Genomic DNA, 17,133 nt, shown 5'->3' with positions numbered 1-17,133 from the left:
TCCTAAATTATTATGGGATACCGGCGTCAGGCGCCGGCTGCGAAATCACGCGCTGGGCCAGCGCGATGCATGGCGCGTGGACCATGTCATGGCCGTGTAGTATTCGCTTTCGGTGTGTGCGCCACAAGCGGATAACTACGTAAGCACACTGCGTAAAACTACGTAGGCGCAGCCGCCATGAAACAAAGCCAGTGATGAAACTCAAGACAAAGATCTTCCTGCTCGCGATCGTGCCCTTCCTGGTCGCGATCGCGGGCATCGAGTTTGGCGTGCGCCAGCAGGCGACGGCGCTGGCGCAGACGCAACACGCGACGATGGAAGCCGCCTACCTGTCGAGCAAGGAGATCGAGCTCAAGCACTACGTCGACCTGGCGACGAGCGCGATCGCCCCGCTCTACGACGCCAGCGGCGAAAACGCGCGCGACGACGCGCTGCGCCGCAAGCAGGCCCTCGCCGTGCTCGAAAAAATGGACTTCGGCCAGGACGGCTACTTCTTCGTCTACGACATGCAGGGCAACTCGCTGATGCATCCGCGCGAGCCGAATCTCGTCGGCCACAACTGGTGGTCGCTGCGCGATCCCGCCGGCTCGCTCACGATCCAGCAGTTGATCGCCGCGGCCTCGCGCGGCGGCGGCTACGTGCGCTACGTCTGGCATCGGCCGTCGACGAACCAGCTCGCGCCGAAGCTCGGCTACGTCGTGCCGCTGCCGCGCTGGGGCTGGATGATCGGCACGGGCATCTATCTCGACGACGTCAACGCGACGCTCGCGCATATCGACGAGCGCGCCTCGGCCAACATCGAGCACACGATGGTGTGGATTGCCGCGATTGCGCTGACAGGCTTCGGCGCGATCGCGCTCTGCGCGCTCGTCGTCAACGTCAGCGAGTCGAGGAGCGCCGACGCGAAGCTCAAGCGCCTCGCGCAGCAGGTCGTCGAATCGCAGGAGAACGAGCGCGCGCGGCTCTCGCGCGAACTGCACGACGGGATCAGCCAGATGATGGTGTCGATCAAGCTGCTGCTCGAATCGGCGCTCGCGCGCTTCGAGCGCGCTTCAGGCCCGGCGGCCCGCGTGCCGGCGGCCGAAGCGGCGCTCTCCACGGGCCTCGCGCGCCTCTCCGACACGCTGCGCGAAGTGCGCCGCATCTCGCACGCGCTGCGCCCCGCGATGCTCGACGACCTCGGCCTCGCCGCCGCGCTCGAGCAGCTCACGCGCGAGCTCGGCGACGAGACCGGCATCGAGATCGGCTTCACGCAAATCACGCACACGCGTGCGGGCGCCCTGCCCGACGCGGTCAACACCGCCCTCTTCCGCATCGCGCAGGAAGCGCTCAACAACATCGTGCGTCACGCGCAGGCGACGCGCGCGTCGCTGTCGCTCGACGTGTCGGCGCGCGCCGTCACGCTCGCGATCGCCGACAACGGCCGCGGCTTCGACATCGAGCGCGTGCAGGCCGACGCGCGCGGCGGCATCGGCCTGCGCAACATGCGCGAGCGGCTCGATACGCTGTCGGGCGCGTTGTCGCTCGTCTCGCAGGCCGGGCATACGGTCGTCACGGCGCGCGTGCCGCTATCCGCAACACCCAACGAGGTTCCCCGCTCATGAACCCAGCGACTCCAGGCTCCGCCGCGAAAATCATCCTGGTCGACGACCACCCGCTCGTGCGCGACGGGCTGCGCCTGCGCCTCGAAGGCGTGCCGAACCTCGACGTCGCCGGCGAGGCGGGCAACGCGGACGAAGCGCTCGCGCTGGCCGAAGCGGTCTCTCCTGACCTCGTGCTGATGGACGTCGGCATGAACGGGATGAACGGCATCACGCTCGCGGGGATCTTTCACGAGCGCTTTCCGGCGATCCGGGTGCTGATGCTGTCGATGCACGACAACATCGAATACGTAATGCAGGCGGTGCGCGCGGGCGCGAGCGGCTACGTGCTCAAGGATTCGCCCGCGACCGAGATCGTCCACGCGATCGGCTCGGTGCTCAACGGACAGACGTTCTTCAGCGCGGGGCTCGCCGCGCGGATGATCCAGGCGAGCGCAATGCAGACGCCGCTCGAAACGCTGACGCCGCGCGAACGCCACATTCTCGATGCACTCGCGCAAGGGCTGTCGAGCAAGCAGATCGCGCAATTGAACGGGCTGTCGGTGCGCACGGTCGAGACGCATCGGCTCAACTTGAAGCGCAAGCTCAATATCGAGGGGCAGGCGGAGCTGATCAAGTTCGCCGTCGAGCATCGGCGGCCGAAGAAATGACCTGCCAGCTTTGCATGGGACCCAAGTAATGCTCTGCATGGGGCCGGAGTAAGTGCTGAAGCGCTAACTTGGGTCGACAAAAAAAGAAAGGACGCCGAGGCGTCCTTTCTTTGAACAACGCATCACGAGCGGCTTCTGCGCCGCCCGTCTCGCGCATCAACCCGCGCTGCGCGCGTTGTGCTCGGTCAGGAACTTGATGAGCCCGTCGATGCCGCCCTTCGCGATCTGGTCCGCGAACTGGTGCTGATAGACCTGGATCAGCCAGGCGCCCATCATGTTGATGTCGTAAATCTTCCAGCCGTCAGCCGTTTTTTCCATGCGGTAGTCGATCCCCTGGTCGTCGCCGTTGCTGATCACGTGGGTCTGCACGACGGTGTCCTTGGCGCCCGCGGGCGTCGGCGCCGGCACGAACTTGAAGCTCACGTCCTGGCTGCGCAGCTGCGACAGCGACGCGGCATAGGTCCGCACGAGCAGGAGCTGGAATTGCTCGAAGAGCTGCTTTTGCTGCTCGGGCGTCGCGGTGCTCCAGGCCTGCTGACCGACCGCGATGCGGGTGGTGCGCAGGAAGTCGGTGTAGGGCACGAAGCGCGTTTGGACCAGGCCGGTAATTTTTGCCATGTCGCCGCCCTTCGCCTGCGGGTCGGCCTTCATCGCGTTGACGGTGCCTTCGACGGCCGTCTTCACGGCGGAATCGGGACTTGCCTGGGCGAAGGCGGTGCCGGACACGAAAGCAGCTGCGAGAAAAGCAATCAGATAACGTTTCATACGCTCGTCGGGACAGTGAAGAAGTGAGCGGCCGCGGCTTGGAAGGCTATGGAGCGCGCGGGCGTCGGGCCAGTATACCGGCTTTGGCGGCCTCGCCTTGCCGCGTCCTCGCGCCGCGAGGCGCGCCAGACACGATGGCGGCTTCGTGCGCCCATCTCAGGCGCACCGGTATACTTGCGCCTCTTGCCAAATGCATCCCCTTGTGACAAGGCCCCCTCGCCTACATGCTGAAGTCATCCGTCGTCCGTCTCGTCGCCTGGTCCGTCCGCCATCCGGTCTGGGTCATCGTGCTCTCGCTGCTCCTGGCCGCAGTGAGCGGCTACTACGTCGTCAATCACTTCAAGATCAACACCGACGTGAGCCGTCTGATCGAAACCGACCAGACCTGGACCGCGCTCGGCGACGCCACCGACAAGGCCTTTCCGCAGCGCGGCCAGACGATCCTCGTAGTGGTCGAAGCCGGCGCGCCGGAATTCGCCGACGCGGCCGCCAACGAGCTGACAGCCGCGCTGCGCAAGCAGCCGAACGAATTCGCGGCGGTCTCGCAGCCGTCGGGCGGGCCGTTCTTCGAACGCAACGGCTTGTTGTTCCTGTCTCCGAAGGAAATCGCGGACACCACCTCGCAACTCACCAAGGCCAAGCCGCTCATCAATACGCTCGCGAAAGACCCGAGCCTGACCGGCCTCGCCGATACGCTGACCACCACGCTCCTCTTGCCGCTGCAGCTCGGCCAGGTCCAGCTCGGCGACATGGCGAACCTGCTCGGCAAGAGCGCGGCGACGGTCGACGGGGTGCTCGCCGGCAAGCCCTCGGTGCTGTCGTGGCGCGGGCTCGTCGACAAAGACCAGGCCAAGGTGCCCGCGCGCGCCTTCGTCACCGTGCAGCCCGTGGTCGACTACGGCGCGCTCGAAGCAGGCGCGCGCGGCTCGCAGGCGGTCCGCACCACCGCCACCGTGCTGAACCTCGCGGGCCGCTACGGCGCGACGGTCCACCTGACCGGCGAGCAGCCGCTCGCCGACGAGGAATTCGCCTCGGTCGAGCAAGGCGCGGCCGTCAACGGCATCGCCACTTTCGTCGTCGTGCTGCTGATCCTGTGGCTCGCGCTGCGCTCGGGCAAGCTGATCGTCGCGGTGTTCATCACGCTGTTCGTCGGGCTTGCGATCACGGCCGCGCTCGGCCTCTTGATGGTCGATGCGCTCAACATGATTTCGGTCGCGTTCATGGTGCTGTTCGTCGGGCTGGGCGTCGATTTCGGCATCCAGTTCGGCGTCAAGTACCGCGAGGCGCGCTTTCACGAAGACAATCTCGAACACGCGCTCATCGCCACCGCGCGCGAAGTCGGCATCCCGCTCACGCTCGCCGCGACGGCCGTGGCCGCGAGCTTCTTCTCGTTCCTGCCGACTGCCTATCGCGGCGTCTCGGAGCTGGGCCTGATCGCGGGCGTCGGCATGTTCGTCGCCTACCTGACGAACATGACGCTGCTGCCCGCGCTCATCAAGCTCTTCGCGCCCGCGGGCGAAAAGGGCTCGCCCGGCTTTCCGCGCCTCGCGCCCGTCGACGACTATCTCGACCGCAACCGCAAGCCGGTGCTGATCGGCACGCTGGTGGTGATCGTCGGCGCGCTGCCGCTGCTCTGGCACCTGCACTTCGACTTCAACCCGCTGCATCTGAAAGATCCGCACAGCGAATCGATGGCGACGCTGCTCGCGCTGAAGGATTCGCCCGAAGCGGGCGTCAACGACGTCACGGTGCTCGCGCCGTCGCTCGCCGCCGCCGACCGCACGGCCGCGCGCCTCGCGGCGCTGCCGGAAGTGGGCCGGGTCACGACGCTCTCGAGCTTCATTCCGGCCGGCCAGCCGCAGAAGCTCGGGCTCATCGACGACGCCGCCGCGGAGCTCTCGCCGGCGCTCACGCAGCCGGGCGCGCCCGCTTCGAGCGACGCGATCCGCGTCGCCTCGCTCAAGCGCGCGGCGAACCAGCTCTCGCTCGCCGCCGACGACCACCCCGGCCCGGGCGCGGCCGAAGCGAAGCACCTGTCCGAGGCGCTGACGAAGCTCGCCGCCGCCGATGCCGGCACGCGCGAGCGCGCCGAAACCGCGATCTCCGAGCCGCTGCGCCTCGCACTCCGGCAGCTCACGCAGCTGCTCGAACCCGAGCAGATCACGCGCGAGAACCTGCCGCCCGAACTCGTGCGCGACTGGGTCTCGGCGGACGGCCGCGCGCTCGTCAATATCTCGCCGAAGGTCGCGCCCGGCGCCGACCCGAACGACGACGCGACGCTGCGCCTCTTCGCCCACGCGGTGAAGAAGGCGGACCCGTCGGCGATCGGCGGGCCGATCTCGATCCTGCATTCGGCCGACACCATCATCGAGGCGTTCGTGCAAGCCGCCGCGTGGGCCGTGCTGTCGATCACGCTGCTGCTCTGGCTCACGCTGCGCCGCTTCGGCGACGTGCTGCGCACGCTGATTCCGCTGCTGGTCTCGGCGGTGGTGACGCTGGAACTGTGCGTCGTGTTCCACATGCCGCTCAACTTCGCGAATATCATCGCGTTACCGCTCATGCTCGGCGTCGGCGTCGCGTTCAAGATCTACTTCGTGATGGCCTGGCGCGCCGGGCAAACCAGCCTGCTGCAATCGAGCCTCACGCACGCCGTCATGTTGAGCGCCGCGACGACCGCGACCGCCTTCGGCAGCCTGTGGCTCTCGCACCATCCGGGCACGGCCAGCATGGGCAGGCTGCTTGCGCTGGCGCTGTCGTGCACGCTGATCGGCGCCGTGGTGTTCCAACCCGTATTGATGGGCAAACCGCGCGTGAAGCGCGCTTCCAAGAAGAAACCAGGAAATCGATGAACAAGATGCGAAACACCGCGCTGGCGCTTGCCGCCGCGAGCGCCCTCGCCGGCTGCGCCACCGGCCCGGATCGCACTCCCGGCGACCCGCTGGAGCCGATGAACCGCGTCATTTTCAAGGTCAACGATGCCGTCGACCGGACGATTGCCGTGCCCGTCGCGAAGGGCTACCAGAAAGTCACGCCGCAGCCGATACGCACGGCCGTCAGCAACTTCTTTTCGAATCTCGGCGATGTCGGCAACTTCGCGAACAACCTGCTGCAACTGAAGATCACCGATGCCACCGAAGACCTGATGCGCCTGACGTTCAACACCGTGTTCGGGCTCGGCGGCTTGATCGATTGGGCGACGCCCGCGGGGCTGCCGAAGCATCACCAGGACTTCGGCCTGACGCTCGGCCGCTGGGGCGTGCCGTCCGGCCCGTATCTGGTGCTGCCGCTGTTCGGGCCTAGCTCGTTCCGCGACGGCGTCGGGCGCGCCGCCGACGTCTACGTCAATCCGCTGAATTTCACCTCCCTCGATCCGGAGGAGCGCGTCCCGCTCTACGTGCTGCAGTTCGTCAGCGCGCGCGCGGACCTGCTCGGCGCGACGAATCTGCTGGAAGCGGCGGCGCTCGACAAGTATTCGTTCGTCCGCGATGCCTATGTGCAGCAGCGCAAGGCGTTGTTGAACCAGAATTCGTCCAAGCCACCCGCGCTGCCCAACTACGGCGACGAGGGTGAAGCCGAGGCGCCTAACGCGGCATCGGCGGCGGGAGCCGCAACGCCTGCGCCGGCCGCTCCGGCCAGTGGAAGCACGCCCGCCACCCCGGCCCCGGCGAGCGCTCCAAGCGGTCAATAAAGGGAAATAAAGAGACGCGCCGCGGGGCTCATGCCGCCCGCAATGCCCCGGCTTCGCCGAGCGCATGCCGCGCCTTGATGAGCGTCGTGCGGGCGGCGCGCGCGTCGGCGGCGAGCCGGATCAGCGCGCCGAGCTGCGACGGCTCGCGGACCAGTTCGCGCAGGATCGGCCCGACGGCCGTGGTGCCGTCGTCGCGCAAGCCTGCGGTCGCCGCGCGCGGCAGCGTGCGCCAAGCGGGATCGACGACCGCGCGGCATACGATGAACGGCAGTCCGTGCGCCGCCGCGATGGCGCCGGCGACGTGCGATTCCATGTCGACCGCAAGCGCACCCGTCGAGCGATGTAGCCGCGCCTTGTCCTCTGCGCTCACGACCGGCGCTGTCACGCCTGCCATCGTGCCGCGCCGCACGCTCGCCTTGATCGGCGTCGCGGCCAAAGCGGCAACGCAGCGCGCCGCCCAGGCGGCATCGATGGGTATGCGTCCGAGAGGTCCGTCGACGGCGTCCGCGATAATCAGCGAGCCGGGCTCGAGACCCGGCGCCAATCCTCCGGCCGTCCCGAAGCTCACGATGCCCGCGCAGCCGCGCGCCACGGTCTCCGATAGCGCGCGCTCGAGCAGGTCGGCGCGCGCCGCAAAGACCGCCTCGACGCCTTCGCCGCGCGCGATACGCGCCTCGAACGCCATGCCGGTCACGGCGACGATGGAAAGCGCCGCCCTCACCGTCACAGCCCGACCGTCACGCGCTTGAGCCCGTCGCGCTTCAGGTTGCGGTAGCGGGCCAGCGCCCACAGCGGGAAGAACTTGCGATAGCCGTGGTAGCGCAGATAGAACACGCGCGGAAAGCCCGTCGCCGTGAAGCGCGTTTCGTCCCACAGCCCGTGCGCTTGCTGCGTGCTCGTCAGGTAGGCGACGCCGCGCTCGATCGCCGGATGATCGACGACGCCCACCGCCATCAGCCCGATCAGCGCCCAGGCCGTCTGCGACGACGTGCTCGCCGCGCGCTCGTAGCCGCGATAGTCGAGCTTGTAGCTGGTGCCGTCCTCGCCCCAGCCGCCGTCGTCGTTCTGGATCGAGATCAGCCATTGCGTGGCGCGCTTGATGCGCGGGTCCTCGTGCGAGATGCCGGCCGCGTTCAGCGCGCACAGCGCGGTCCAGGTGCCGTAGATGTAGTTCATCCCCCAGCGGCCGTACCAGCTGCCGTCGGCTTCCTGCTCCTTCAGGATGTAGTCGTACGCCCGGCGCGCCGGCTCGCTGTTGGCCGGCATCTCGCCGAGCTGCGCGAGCATCGAGAGGCAGCGGCCCGAGACGTCCGCCGTCGGCGGATCGAGCAGCGCGCCGTGATCCGAGAACGGGATGTTGTTCAGGTAGTACTGCGTGTTTTCCGGCTCGAACGCGCCCCAGCCGCCGTCGCTGCTCTGCATGCCGACGACCCATTCGCGCGCCCGCGCAATCGCCTCGCGATCGACGTTCGACTTGGTGAGCGTCGCGGCACGGTCCATCGCCAGCGCGACCACGGCCGTATCGTCGACGTCCGGATAGTGCGGGTTCGCATACTGGAACGCCCAGCCGCCCGGGCGCACGTTGGGCCGGCGCGAGATCCAGTCGCCGCGCACGTCCAGGATCTGCAGCGGACGCAGCCATTGCAGGCCGCGCAGCGCGGCCTCTTCGGCGCGCGGCTCTTCGCTCTCGAGCAGCGCGTGCGCCGCGAGCGAGGTGTCCCACACCGGCGACAGGCACGGCTGGCAATACGCCTCTTCCTCGCCGATCACGAGCAGCTTCTCGACCGACTTGCGCGCAATCGCGCGATTCGGATGATCGGGCGGATAGCCGAGCACGTCGTACATCATCACGGAGTTGGCCATCGCCGGGAAGATCGCGCCGAGCCCGTCCTCGCCGTTCAGGCGCTCGTCGACGAACGCGACGGCGGCGTCGATCGCCTTCTGGCGCGTTATGCGCGGAAAGAGGCCGTCAACCGTGCGCAGGATCGCGTCGACACCGCGGAAAAACACGAACCAGCCCTGGCTCTGATGCCCGGCGCGCGGCAAGAGGCCCGTGGAAACGGGCGCGCCCCTGAAGATCTCGTCGATGCGCACGCCGCGCGGATTCTTCGCCTTCGGCCGCTTTGCGTTCAGGACGAGCAGCGGCACGATCACCGTGCGCGCCCAGTACGACACCTTCGACAGGTGGAACGGGAACCACATCGGCAGCAGCATGATCTCGACCGGCATCATCGGCACCGCATGCCACGGAATCACGCCGAACAGCGCGAGCAGGATGCGCGTGAACACGTTCGCGGCTTCCGCGCCGCCATGCGCGAGAATCGCGCGGCGCGCGCGCTGCATGTGCTCGGCGTCTTCCGGATCGCCGACCATCTTCAGCGCGAAATAGGCCTTCACGGTGGCGCTGACGTCGAGCTTGCCGTCGGTGAAGAGCGGCCAGCCGCCGTCGGCGAGCTGGATGCGGCGCAGATAGCGCGCGATCTTCTGCTCGAGCTCGAGGTTCGGCGTCTCGCCGAGGTAGTGCACGAGCAGGATGTACTCGGCGGGAATCGTCGCGTCGGCTTCGAGTTCGTAGACCCAGTGGCCGTCGGGACGCTGCGCGGCGAGCAGCGCGTCGACGGCGCGCGTCACGGCTGCATCGAGCGCGGGGTTCGCCGGCGCGCGGGCGGCGGCGCCCGCTTGCGGCTCGGCGAAGGGCGTGGCTTCGGTCACGGCGGCGTCGGCAAGGTTATCGGCGGTCAAGTCGTTCATCGGCGGTCCATCAGTTCATCGGTTGATTGAGGAGCGTGTCGGCGGCCTTCTGGCCCGAGCGGATCGCTCCTTCGATCGTCGCAGGCAGGCCGGTGGCCGTCCAGTCTCCCGCGAGCACAAGATTATTCCAGCGCGTCTTCGCCGCCGGCCGCAGCATTTCCTGCGACGGCAGCGCGGCGAACGCCGCGCGATTTTCGCTCACGATCTGCCAGGCCGGCATCGGATCGACAGGGAGGCCGGCCGCTTGCGCGACCTCGGCCCAGATCGTCTTCGCCAGCGCTTCGCGCGGCATATCGACCAGGCGCTCGGCGCCGCTCGCCGTCGCCGACAAGCGCGCGTCGAACGCGTAGAGCCACTCGGCCGTCGCGTTCACGAGGCCCGTGAGCGGCGGCATGCCGTGCGGCGGCGCAACCGCAAAATGCGCGTTGACGGCCGCGCTGTACACATTGGGCGCCCGCATGCCCGGCACGAGCGTTTGCGCGGCCTCCGGCGGCACCGCGAGCACGACGGATTCGCCGGGCTCGAGCGCGATGTCCGTGCCGTCGGCAAAAGTCAGCGCGGCGGCACGCTCACGCGGGTCGACAAACCCTCCGACGGCGCTTTTCGCCTCGCCATGCGCGGCCGCTTTTGCCGCACGGCCGGCAAATCCGATCTTCTCCAGCCGCGCGCCGAGCCTGATCGTCGCGCCGCCATGCTGAAGCATGCGCAGCGCCGGATCGACGAACGCGCTACCAAGCCCGTTCTTCGCGACGAGCGGCCGGCACGCCTGACCGCCCGCAGCGAACGTCTCGCGCGCCACCGCCGCCGCGAGCTCGGCCGTGCCCTGGCGCGGCTCGACCTTCAGTGCCGCGAGGAACAGCGGCCGCAGCAGCCGGTCCCACAGCACGCCGTCGCAGCGCATCGTCTGCGCCATCGTGCGGCCGGGCTTCGCGAAAAAAAGCGGTGCGAGCGCGAGGTAGTCGGCTGGCTGCGTACCGGGCACGCGTGCGGCGGCATCGAAGATCCACAGCGGCAGGCGGCCCGGGCTGAAGCGCACCGACCAGCGGCGTCCGCTCGCGACATCCACGAACGAAAATTCGGGCGACGCAGGCCCGGCCAGCTCGTCGGCTGCGCCGATCGCGCGCGCGTAGCCGAGCGTCGCCTGGTTGCCCGACATCACGAAGTGATTGCCGTTGTCGATCGTCGTGCCGAGCGCGTCGTCGTAATACGACCGGCAGCGCCCTCCCGCGTGACCGGCAGCTTCGTACAGCACGACTTGCGCGCCGCGGCGCTGCAATTGAACCGCTGCCGCGAGGCCTGCGAGCCCCGCGCCGATCACATGCACCCGCCTCGCCATCAGAACAAGGCATAACGCGCGACGATCCACAACAGCCGCCCCTTCGGCTTCGTGATCGGCGTGCGCGGCAGGTCGAAACCGCGTTCGAGAGTGCGTTCGAGCAAGACCCGGTAGACGCCCGACATGATGCGCGGCGCGCGCACCGCGCGGCGCGGCGACGCGTCCATGATCGCGTCGGCCTTGGCGAAGTGGTCGAGCGCGCGCTCGGCGAGCGTCGCGCAGACGCGCGGCAGCGAGGGGTCATCGGCGATCGCGGCCGGGTTCGACGCGACAATCCCCTCGCGCGCGAGCAATTCGCGCGGCAGGTAGCAGCGGTTGATGTCGGCGTCCTCGTCGATGTCGCGCAGGATGTTCGTCAGCTGCAGCGCGCGTCCCAGATGATGCGAGAGCCGGATGCCCGGCTCTTCCTGCATCCCGAATATCCTCACCGATAGACGCCCCGCCGCACTGGCGACGCGGTCGCAATAGAGATCGAGCGTGGCTTCGTCGGGCGCGCAGATGTCTTCGGCGGCGTCCATCGCCATGCCGTCGATCATCGCGTGGAAGTCTTCGCGCTGCAGGTTGAAGGTGCGGATGTGGCGCGTCAGCGTGGCGAGCGAAGGCCGCGGCGTGCCGGCATAGCACGCGTCGATGTCCGCGCGCCAGCGTGCGAGGCCCGCGCTGCGTTCGGCGCGCGGCGCGTTGCTGTCGGCGATGTCGTCGACGGCGCGGCAAAAGGCGTAGACCTGAAACATCGCGTCGCGCTGCTTGGCCGGCAGGATGCGCATCGCGAGATAAAACGAGCTGCTCGATGTGACGGCAGCGGCGTCGGTTTCTGGATCGTCCGCGACAAGATTGGAAACGGCCAAGACGAACTCCGCTGTGGCGCCCTCTTGGGCGATTGAGATCCAGGGCCTGTTCACGCTGATGGCGGGCCCTGAGCTATCCAGGCGGCGTGCCGCTCGGCGCCGCGCGCAAAAGATGCGCGGCGCACCGGCATGACTGCCGGAAACGGCCGAAAGTATAACAATCTTTGGGGGGAGCCGCTGATGCGGCCCGGCCGGCCGGGCTTACGCGCGCTCGGCGGTCACGCGAAAACGACATCGTGCTGGACTTCCAGCGCGATCAGGTTGAGTTCGCGCACGAGCCGCCGGACCTGCCGGGCTTCGATCTGCGAGGCCATGAAGCTGAGCACCTGCCCGTCGGGCTCGCTCGTGAACTGGAATTCGGAGGGGCCGGTGCCGAACCATGCGCCCGGCACGTGACGCGATTCGCACCAGGAAATCGCCGGGAAAAACGACGCGAGGTTTTGTTTGATGTCTTCGCAGGAGCCGATCGGGGCGGGCGCGTCGCCGAGATCGTCGAGCGAGTAAGGACCGGCCTTCGGCGGCTTCAGGTAAAAGAGATAGTCGCGGTTCATGGGGACCCCCTGTAGCAAAGGTCCCGCCAAGTTATCGGCGACCCCCGGCCTACGCATATCGGACAAGGACTAAAAATCGGGCCAGCGCGGGATCGGACTCGATCTGCGCAAACGAACACGCTCCGAAGGCTCCGATGCAACCCGCAAACGCGCTGATCAGACGAATGCCACCGACCGGTTGCGCCCCTGGCGCTTGGCGCTGTAGAGCGCGGCATCCGCATCGTTGATGAGAACTTCGTACGCGCTCATGCCCGCGCGAGCCGCGGCGCCGCCAACACTCGCCGTCACGGGCACGCTTACGCCCTCCGCGTCCACGGGCGTATCGCCGATCGTCGTGCGGATCTTCTCGGCGACGATCATCGCTTCGTCGAGCGTCGTGCACGGCAAGAGCAGTGCGAACTCCTCGCCGCCGAAGCGGCCAAACGTGTCCTGCGCGCGCACCACGTCGCCGACGCGCTGCGCCATCACGCGCAGCACCGTGTCGCCGATCGTGTGGCCAAACTCGTCGTTGATCGTCTTGAAGTGGTCGAGATCGAAGAGCAGCACCGAGAAATCGCCGCCGTAGCGCTGCCAGCGCACGTATTCGTCGTGTAGGCGCGCCTCGAAGAAACGCCGGTTCGAGATGCCGGTCAGGCCGTCGCGGTCTGCGTACTCCCTGAGCTTGGCGACGGCCTCCTCGCGCTCGCGCTGCATCACGCTGACGTGGGTCACGTCGGAGATCGTCACGCAGATGGCCACCACCTCGCGGCCGCGCATGAGCGGCATGAAGGTGCAGTCCTGCTGCATGAAATCGACGCCGCCCGTAATGGGCCGGTCATGCTCGAACTTGAACAGGTACGGCCGCTGCTCCCACGAGCTGAACGCGAAGCTGCCGAGCTGGAAAACGCTTTCGAGCTTGCGCGTGAGCCATCCGCGCGGCAACTCCGGGAAGCTCTCGAAGATCGGCTTGCCGACCACCTCGGCAGGCGGCCGGCCGCTGTGGTCCTGCATGAACCGGTTCCACATCAGGACATTGAAAGCGCGGTCGACCACGAAGATGCCGAACCCGACCCGCTCGATCACGAGGTCGGACAGAGATGGCTCGGTAGGGACGTTCATAAGCTGGAAAGCAGTGCGGCAATTGCCTCGTTCACGCGACGAATCGAGTCCTCGGCCATCAGCATCACGAGGTGCGCGCGGAACGACTGGTCTTCCAGCGCGAAATTCACCTCGAGCAGCAGCGCAACCTTCCAGGCAAGCACGTCGGACTGGAACACGTCGTCGAGCGAAATTTTTTCGCCAAGCATGCTTGGCGGGGAAAAAACCGGCGTGCGGTCAAATTGTTCGAGAATGCTCGCCACGCATGCGCCCGTCAGCACGTTGGCGACGTCGAGCATCAGCTCGCGCTGGCAATCGGCTTCGTCGGCGGGGTCGGCACACGGACCGTCGACGAACGCGCACAGGTGCTCGACGCCGCTGCTGCGGCAAATCACGAGCCCCTCACCCTTGATGTCGGCGCGAAAGCCCTGGCGCACGGCAGTCACGCTTTCGTCGATGCCCGTCATCTCACGCAGCGCCGCCGCCGCCTCGCTCACCTCGACCACGCGCACAACCGGCACCGACAGCTCGATGAAAGCATCGAGCAGCCGGGCAAGACGCGTCGCCGCCTGGCCCATCGCCAGGTTCGCGATCTCCTGCAACGCGTCGCGCTGTTCTTCGGTGAAGACGATCTCAGGCATACAACCCGTACTCCTTGAGGATGGGCACCAGGGCCTCGGGGGTCACGGGCTTGGCGACGAACGCCGCGGCGCCGAGCGCGCGAACGCGCTCCTGGGCGAGCGGCTGGATGTCGGCCGAGACGACGATCACGAACGTGTTCAGGTCCTCGTGCTGGAGCGCTTCGAGCACCTGGTAGCCGGTCATGTCGGGCATCGTCAGGTCGAGAAACATCACCGAAGCCTTGCCGGCGCGGTACAGCGCGAGTGCTTCGCGTCCGTTCGTCGCATACGCGATTTCGACGTCCCAATCGGCCGGCAAGGCTTTGGTCAGCACCTTGCGGGCAAGCAGGGAATCATCGGCAATCACAATCGGCAAAGGCATGGCAGCGTGACAAATAAGCGGAGTTTTCTAGGGCGCGTTAACGGCTGCCCGCGTCGATTCTTTAGCGCAAGCAAGGAAATCGACAGGCTACGGCGCGACTGGCGGCAAGAGAGCGGATTGGCCGGCCGGGAGGCATGGGCGTGCATCGCGTACGCAATGCGCGAAGCTTGCGCTTCGCTTGGCGCCCGGACTTGGCGGGCGTCTATGTCATCAAAATGATGCGCGATTTTCTGAGCAAACCGCTCGAAAAGCAACTCGCCAAATTTCCGGCGATCAAACAAAAATAATTTCCATTTTTTACTTTGGAGGAATACATCAGATGTAAACGTGTGAGAAATGCGTGAACTATTCTTTTGTGTACGTTTGCGCTTTTGAATTTGTCGCTGATTGGGGGCACGCCGCCAGCATGCGGGAAAGCCGCCGCCTTCCGAGCCACCGGACGCCGCAGGCCGGCGGCCGATCCCGACATGGCGGGCTGGTCAACTCGTTTATGATGGCACGCACAGCCTCCTTATCGCTCATACGATTCCGACGATGACGCCTCACCGGCCCGACGAGCCGCACGCGAGCCAGCCGGCTCCGAACTGGCAAGAGGAATCGCCGTATCCGGCCGTCCCCGAGCCCGATTTCGCCGTGCGGCGCATCACGCTGATCGCGCTCCTGATCGCCGCGATCGTGCTGCCATGCGTCTACGTGGCTGCCTCGGCCTATGCCAGCTTCCGGGCGCGCGTCGCCGAGGCGACCGATATCACGTTGCGCACCGTGCGCATCGGCGAGGAGCACGCGCTCAAGGTGTTCGACCTCAACGAAACGCTCGATGCGCGCATCGACGACTTCGTGCGCGGCCTCTCCAACGACGCCGTGCGCGCCCAGGAAGCCACCATCCACGAGAAGCTCAATACGATCGGCGGCGGCTATCCGCAGGTCGCGTCGGTGTCGATCTTCGGCCCCGACGGGATGCTGCTCGCCAACAGCCGCTACTACCCCGCGCCGCATGCGTCGATCGCCGACCGCGACGATTTCACCGGCATCCGCGACGGCAAGGTGATCGAGCACGTGTCCAAGGTGATGATCGGCCGCGTCGGCGCCGGCGAGACCGTGTTCAACAGCGGCATCGCACGGCGCAATGCCGACGGCTCGTTCGGCGGGCTGGTGTCGGTGGCGCTGCGCCAGTCGTATTTCGATGCGTTCTACCGGGAGCTGCTGGGCAGCGAGGCCTCGGCCGTGACGATGACGCTGATGCGCGAGGACGGCGCCGTACTCGCGTCGTTCCCGCTGTTGCCGGCCGCCCAGCGGCAGCCGGCGCCGCGCCCCGAGCTGGCGTCTGCGCTCGCCGCGGCCAGGCGCGACGGCGTGCTGCACACGCGCGACGACGGCGCGAGCGCAAACGGTGGCGCGGAGATCATCGCCTACCGGCGCGTCGGCTCGTATCCCGTGTACGTGTCGTGCGCGTATCGCGAAGCCGCGTTGCGGGCCGACTGGTACCGCCACCTGGCGGTGCTCATGGTGTCGGTCTTCACGCCGTCCATCGTGCTGTGGCTCATGATCGGACTGTCGCTCAAGCGGCTTGCCGCCGAAGAGCAGGCTTGGGCGCGCTGGCAGGCGGAGGCGTCGATGCGCCGCTCGATCGAATCCGCCTACCGCCAGTCGCGCAAGATGGAGGCGCTCGGCAACCTCGTCGGCAGCGTCGCGCACGATTTCAACAATCTGCTGATGATCGTCTCGGCCAACGTGCAGATCGCGCGGCGGCGCGGCAATCGTCCCGCCGAAGGCGAGTTGTCCGCCATCGAGCGCGCCTTGAAGGGCGGCCAGTCGCTCACGCGGCAATTGCTCGGCGTCGCGCGCAAGCAGCCGTTGCGCTCCGAGACGATCGAGTTCGCGCGCTGGATGGACGCGAGCCGCGAGCTGCTGCGGGCGTCGCTCGGCGCGAAGGTCGAGCTCGTGATCGAGGTCCGCGCCGACGTCTGGCCGATCCACGTCGACGTGGCGGAGCTCGAGCTCGCGCTCATCAACATCGCCGTCAACGCGCGCGACGCCATGCCCAACGGCGGGCGCTTCACCGTGCGCGCCGGCAACGTCAGCCTGCGCCACGGCGACGGCTTCCCGCTGACGGGCGACTTCGTCCAGATCTCGCTCGACGACACCGGCTCCGGCATGGGCCGCGACGTGCTCGCCCACGCCTTCGAGCCGCTCTTCACGACCAAGCCGAAGGGAATGGGCACGGGCCTCGGGCTGCCGCAGGTGTTCGCGTTCTGCGAGCGCTCGGGCGGGCTCGCGACGATCGACAGCGCGATCGGCGCGGGCACCTCGGTGCGTCTCTACCTGCCGCGCAGCAACGCCGTGGCCGCCGCGGCGCCCGCCGCCGAGCCGCGCCGCGAAGAACCGGCGGTATCGGGCGGCTTGAACATCCTGCTCGTCGAGGACAACGACGAAGTCGCGGCCGGCACCGAAGCGCTGCTGCAGATGATGGGCCACACGGTCCACTACGTGTTCAACGCCGACGCCGCGCTGCGGCTCGTCGAGCATCCCGCCGCGCCGTTCGATCTCGTCATCTCGGACATCCACATGCCCGGCGCGATGAACGGCATCGATCTTGCGGAGGCGATCGAGGCGCTGCCTGCGCCGGTGCCGGTGATCCTCGTGACCGGCTACGCGGAGGAGCTCGAGCGGGCGAGGAATGTCAAGGCGCGCGTGCTGTCAAAACCTTTTGATATCGCGCTGCTCGAAAAAATACTGCAGACAATCCGGCGCGAACGCGAGCAACGCGCGCAGCCTGCTGGCAAGCCGGGCTGAACGCGGCGGAGCGTTCCGGGGTTTGTTCATATATATGCGAGCGGCACGGCGCTTGCTGGCCGATGCATGAA

General features: G+C 67.5%; 15 protein-coding genes. 6 read left to right on the top strand and 9 right to left on the bottom strand.

Translation table 11 applies throughout. The features are described from left to right. The first annotated feature begins 194 nt into the window (after positions 1-194). Both FAZ69_RS14665 and FAZ69_RS14660 read left to right on the top strand, forming a co-directional pair. On the top strand, positions 195-1,604 hold the full coding sequence (locus tag FAZ69_RS14665; protein WP_136895688.1) for a cache domain-containing protein: 1,410 nt from the start codon (positions 195-197) through the stop codon (positions 1,602-1,604). Further along, positions 1,601-2,251, top strand: a complete 651-nt coding sequence (locus tag FAZ69_RS14660; protein ID WP_136895686.1) for a response regulator — start codon at positions 1,601-1,603, stop codon at positions 2,249-2,251. Before FAZ69_RS14665 ends, FAZ69_RS14660 begins: the two co-directional genes overlap by 4 nt. A 156-nt stretch (positions 2,252-2,407) precedes the next feature. Here the strand turns inward: FAZ69_RS14660 and FAZ69_RS14655 are convergent, their stop codons facing one another. Continuing rightward, positions 2,408-3,016, bottom strand: coding sequence for an MlaC/ttg2D family ABC transporter substrate-binding protein (locus FAZ69_RS14655; RefSeq protein WP_136895684.1), 609 nt, complete (start codon positions 3,014-3,016; stop codon positions 2,408-2,410). Positions 3,017-3,240: 224 nt separating this feature from the next. Here FAZ69_RS14655 and hpnN point away from each other — a divergent pair, with 224 nt between their 5' ends. Together hpnN and FAZ69_RS14645 are read left to right on the top strand one after the other, a co-directional pair. Next, the gene (gene hpnN, locus FAZ69_RS14650) at positions 3,241-5,865 is read left to right on the top strand and encodes a hopanoid transporter HpnN (RefSeq protein ID WP_136895682.1); all 2,625 of its coding nucleotides are present in this window, start codon (positions 3,241-3,243) and stop codon (positions 5,863-5,865) included. Beyond that, on the top strand, positions 5,862-6,704 hold the full coding sequence (locus tag FAZ69_RS14645; protein ID WP_136895681.1) for an MlaA family lipoprotein: 843 nt from the start codon (positions 5,862-5,864) through the stop codon (positions 6,702-6,704). Before hpnN ends, FAZ69_RS14645 begins: the two co-directional genes overlap by 4 nt. Before the next feature lie 28 nt (positions 6,705-6,732). Here the strand turns inward: FAZ69_RS14645 and FAZ69_RS14640 are convergent, their stop codons facing one another. The 8 genes from FAZ69_RS14640 to FAZ69_RS14605 all read right to left on the bottom strand — a co-directional run bounded on the left by FAZ69_RS14640 (position 6,733) and on the right by FAZ69_RS14605 (position 14,269). Further along, complete coding sequence (locus FAZ69_RS14640) at positions 6,733-7,389, bottom strand: phosphorylase (protein ID WP_136895869.1); 657 nt, start codon at positions 7,387-7,389, stop codon at positions 6,733-6,735. Positions 7,390-7,427: 38 nt separating this feature from the next. Beyond that, positions 7,428-9,455, bottom strand: a complete 2,028-nt coding sequence (shc, locus tag FAZ69_RS14635) for a squalene--hopene cyclase (protein ID WP_136895679.1) — start codon at positions 9,453-9,455, stop codon at positions 7,428-7,430. A 10-nt stretch (positions 9,456-9,465) separates the two neighbouring features. After that, entirely contained in the window at positions 9,466-10,791 is a 1,326-nt protein-coding gene (gene hpnE / locus FAZ69_RS14630) for a hydroxysqualene dehydroxylase HpnE (protein ID WP_136895677.1), read from the bottom strand. Further along, a complete protein-coding gene (gene hpnD / locus FAZ69_RS14625; protein WP_136895675.1) occupies positions 10,791-11,639 on the bottom strand; it encodes a presqualene diphosphate synthase HpnD in 849 nt (282 codons plus the stop codon). Before hpnD ends, hpnE begins: the two co-directional genes overlap by 1 nt. A 218-nt stretch (positions 11,640-11,857) precedes the next feature. Continuing rightward, positions 11,858-12,190 carry a hypothetical protein gene (locus tag FAZ69_RS14620; protein WP_136895673.1) on the bottom strand — a complete coding sequence of 111 codons (333 nt, stop codon included), beginning with the start codon at positions 12,188-12,190 and terminating at the stop codon, positions 11,858-11,860. A 156-nt stretch (positions 12,191-12,346) separates the two neighbouring features. Continuing rightward, positions 12,347-13,288 (bottom strand): sensor domain-containing diguanylate cyclase, encoded by a 942-nt coding sequence (locus FAZ69_RS14615; RefSeq protein ID WP_136895671.1) that lies wholly within the window; start codon positions 13,286-13,288, stop codon positions 12,347-12,349. Then, complete coding sequence (locus FAZ69_RS14610) at positions 13,285-13,908, bottom strand: chemotaxis protein CheC (protein WP_136895669.1); 624 nt, start codon at positions 13,906-13,908, stop codon at positions 13,285-13,287. Before FAZ69_RS14610 ends, FAZ69_RS14615 begins: the two co-directional genes overlap by 4 nt. Further along, the gene (locus FAZ69_RS14605) at positions 13,901-14,269 is read right to left on the bottom strand and encodes a response regulator (RefSeq protein WP_136895667.1); all 369 of its coding nucleotides are present in this window, start codon (positions 14,267-14,269) and stop codon (positions 13,901-13,903) included. Before FAZ69_RS14605 ends, FAZ69_RS14610 begins: the two co-directional genes overlap by 8 nt. 134 nt (positions 14,270-14,403) lie before the next feature. Here FAZ69_RS14605 and FAZ69_RS33265 point away from each other — a divergent pair, with 134 nt between their 5' ends. Beyond that, a complete protein-coding gene (locus tag FAZ69_RS33265) occupies positions 14,404-14,556 on the top strand; it encodes a hypothetical protein (RefSeq protein WP_169708651.1) in 153 nt (50 codons plus the stop codon). A 247-nt stretch (positions 14,557-14,803) separates the two neighbouring features. Then, positions 14,804-17,062 (top strand): hybrid sensor histidine kinase/response regulator family protein, encoded by a 2,259-nt coding sequence (locus FAZ69_RS14600; protein ID WP_136895664.1) that lies wholly within the window; start codon positions 14,804-14,806, stop codon positions 17,060-17,062. Positions 17,063-17,133: the final 71 nt, after the last annotated feature.

The organism is Trinickia terrae (assembly GCF_005144415.1).
Taxonomy (GTDB): domain Bacteria; phylum Pseudomonadota; class Gammaproteobacteria; order Burkholderiales; family Burkholderiaceae; genus Trinickia_A; species Trinickia_A terrae.
Note: the sequence above shows the minus strand (reverse complement) of the source record. Positions and strands in the feature narration are given on the sequence as shown.

What these genes read in the sequence shown, in the direction of transcription:
- FAZ69_RS14665 (WP_136895688.1), top strand. Translation starts at nt 195, where the DNA reads ATGAAACTCAAGACAAAGATCTTCCTGCTCGCGATCGTGCCCTTCCTG.
- hpnE (WP_136895677.1), bottom strand. Translation starts at nt 10,791, where the DNA reads ATGGCGAGGCGGGTGCATGTGATCGGCGCGGGGCTCGCAGGCCTCGCG.
- FAZ69_RS14605 (WP_136895667.1), bottom strand. Translation starts at nt 14,269, where the DNA reads ATGCCTTTGCCGATTGTGATTGCCGATGATTCCCTGCTTGCCCGCAAG.
- shc (WP_136895679.1), bottom strand. Translation starts at nt 9,455, where the DNA reads ATGAACGACTTGACCGCCGATAACCTTGCCGACGCCGCCGTGACCGAA.
- FAZ69_RS14640 (WP_136895869.1), bottom strand. Translation starts at nt 7,389, where the DNA reads ATGGCGTTCGAGGCGCGTATCGCGCGCGGCGAAGGCGTCGAGGCGGTC.
- FAZ69_RS14660 (WP_136895686.1), top strand. Translation starts at nt 1,601, where the DNA reads ATGAACCCAGCGACTCCAGGCTCCGCCGCGAAAATCATCCTGGTCGAC.
- FAZ69_RS14645 (WP_136895681.1), top strand. Translation starts at nt 5,862, where the DNA reads ATGAACAAGATGCGAAACACCGCGCTGGCGCTTGCCGCCGCGAGCGCC.
- FAZ69_RS14600 (WP_136895664.1), top strand. Translation starts at nt 14,804, where the DNA reads ATGACGCCTCACCGGCCCGACGAGCCGCACGCGAGCCAGCCGGCTCCG.
- FAZ69_RS14620 (WP_136895673.1), bottom strand. Translation starts at nt 12,190, where the DNA reads ATGAACCGCGACTATCTCTTTTACCTGAAGCCGCCGAAGGCCGGTCCT.
- FAZ69_RS33265 (WP_169708651.1), top strand. Translation starts at nt 14,404, where the DNA reads ATGGGCGTGCATCGCGTACGCAATGCGCGAAGCTTGCGCTTCGCTTGG.
- FAZ69_RS14610 (WP_136895669.1), bottom strand. Translation starts at nt 13,908, where the DNA reads ATGCCTGAGATCGTCTTCACCGAAGAACAGCGCGACGCGTTGCAGGAG.
- hpnN (WP_136895682.1), top strand. Translation starts at nt 3,241, where the DNA reads ATGCTGAAGTCATCCGTCGTCCGTCTCGTCGCCTGGTCCGTCCGCCAT.
- FAZ69_RS14615 (WP_136895671.1), bottom strand. Translation starts at nt 13,288, where the DNA reads ATGAACGTCCCTACCGAGCCATCTCTGTCCGACCTCGTGATCGAGCGG.
- FAZ69_RS14655 (WP_136895684.1), bottom strand. Translation starts at nt 3,016, where the DNA reads ATGAAACGTTATCTGATTGCTTTTCTCGCAGCTGCTTTCGTGTCCGGC.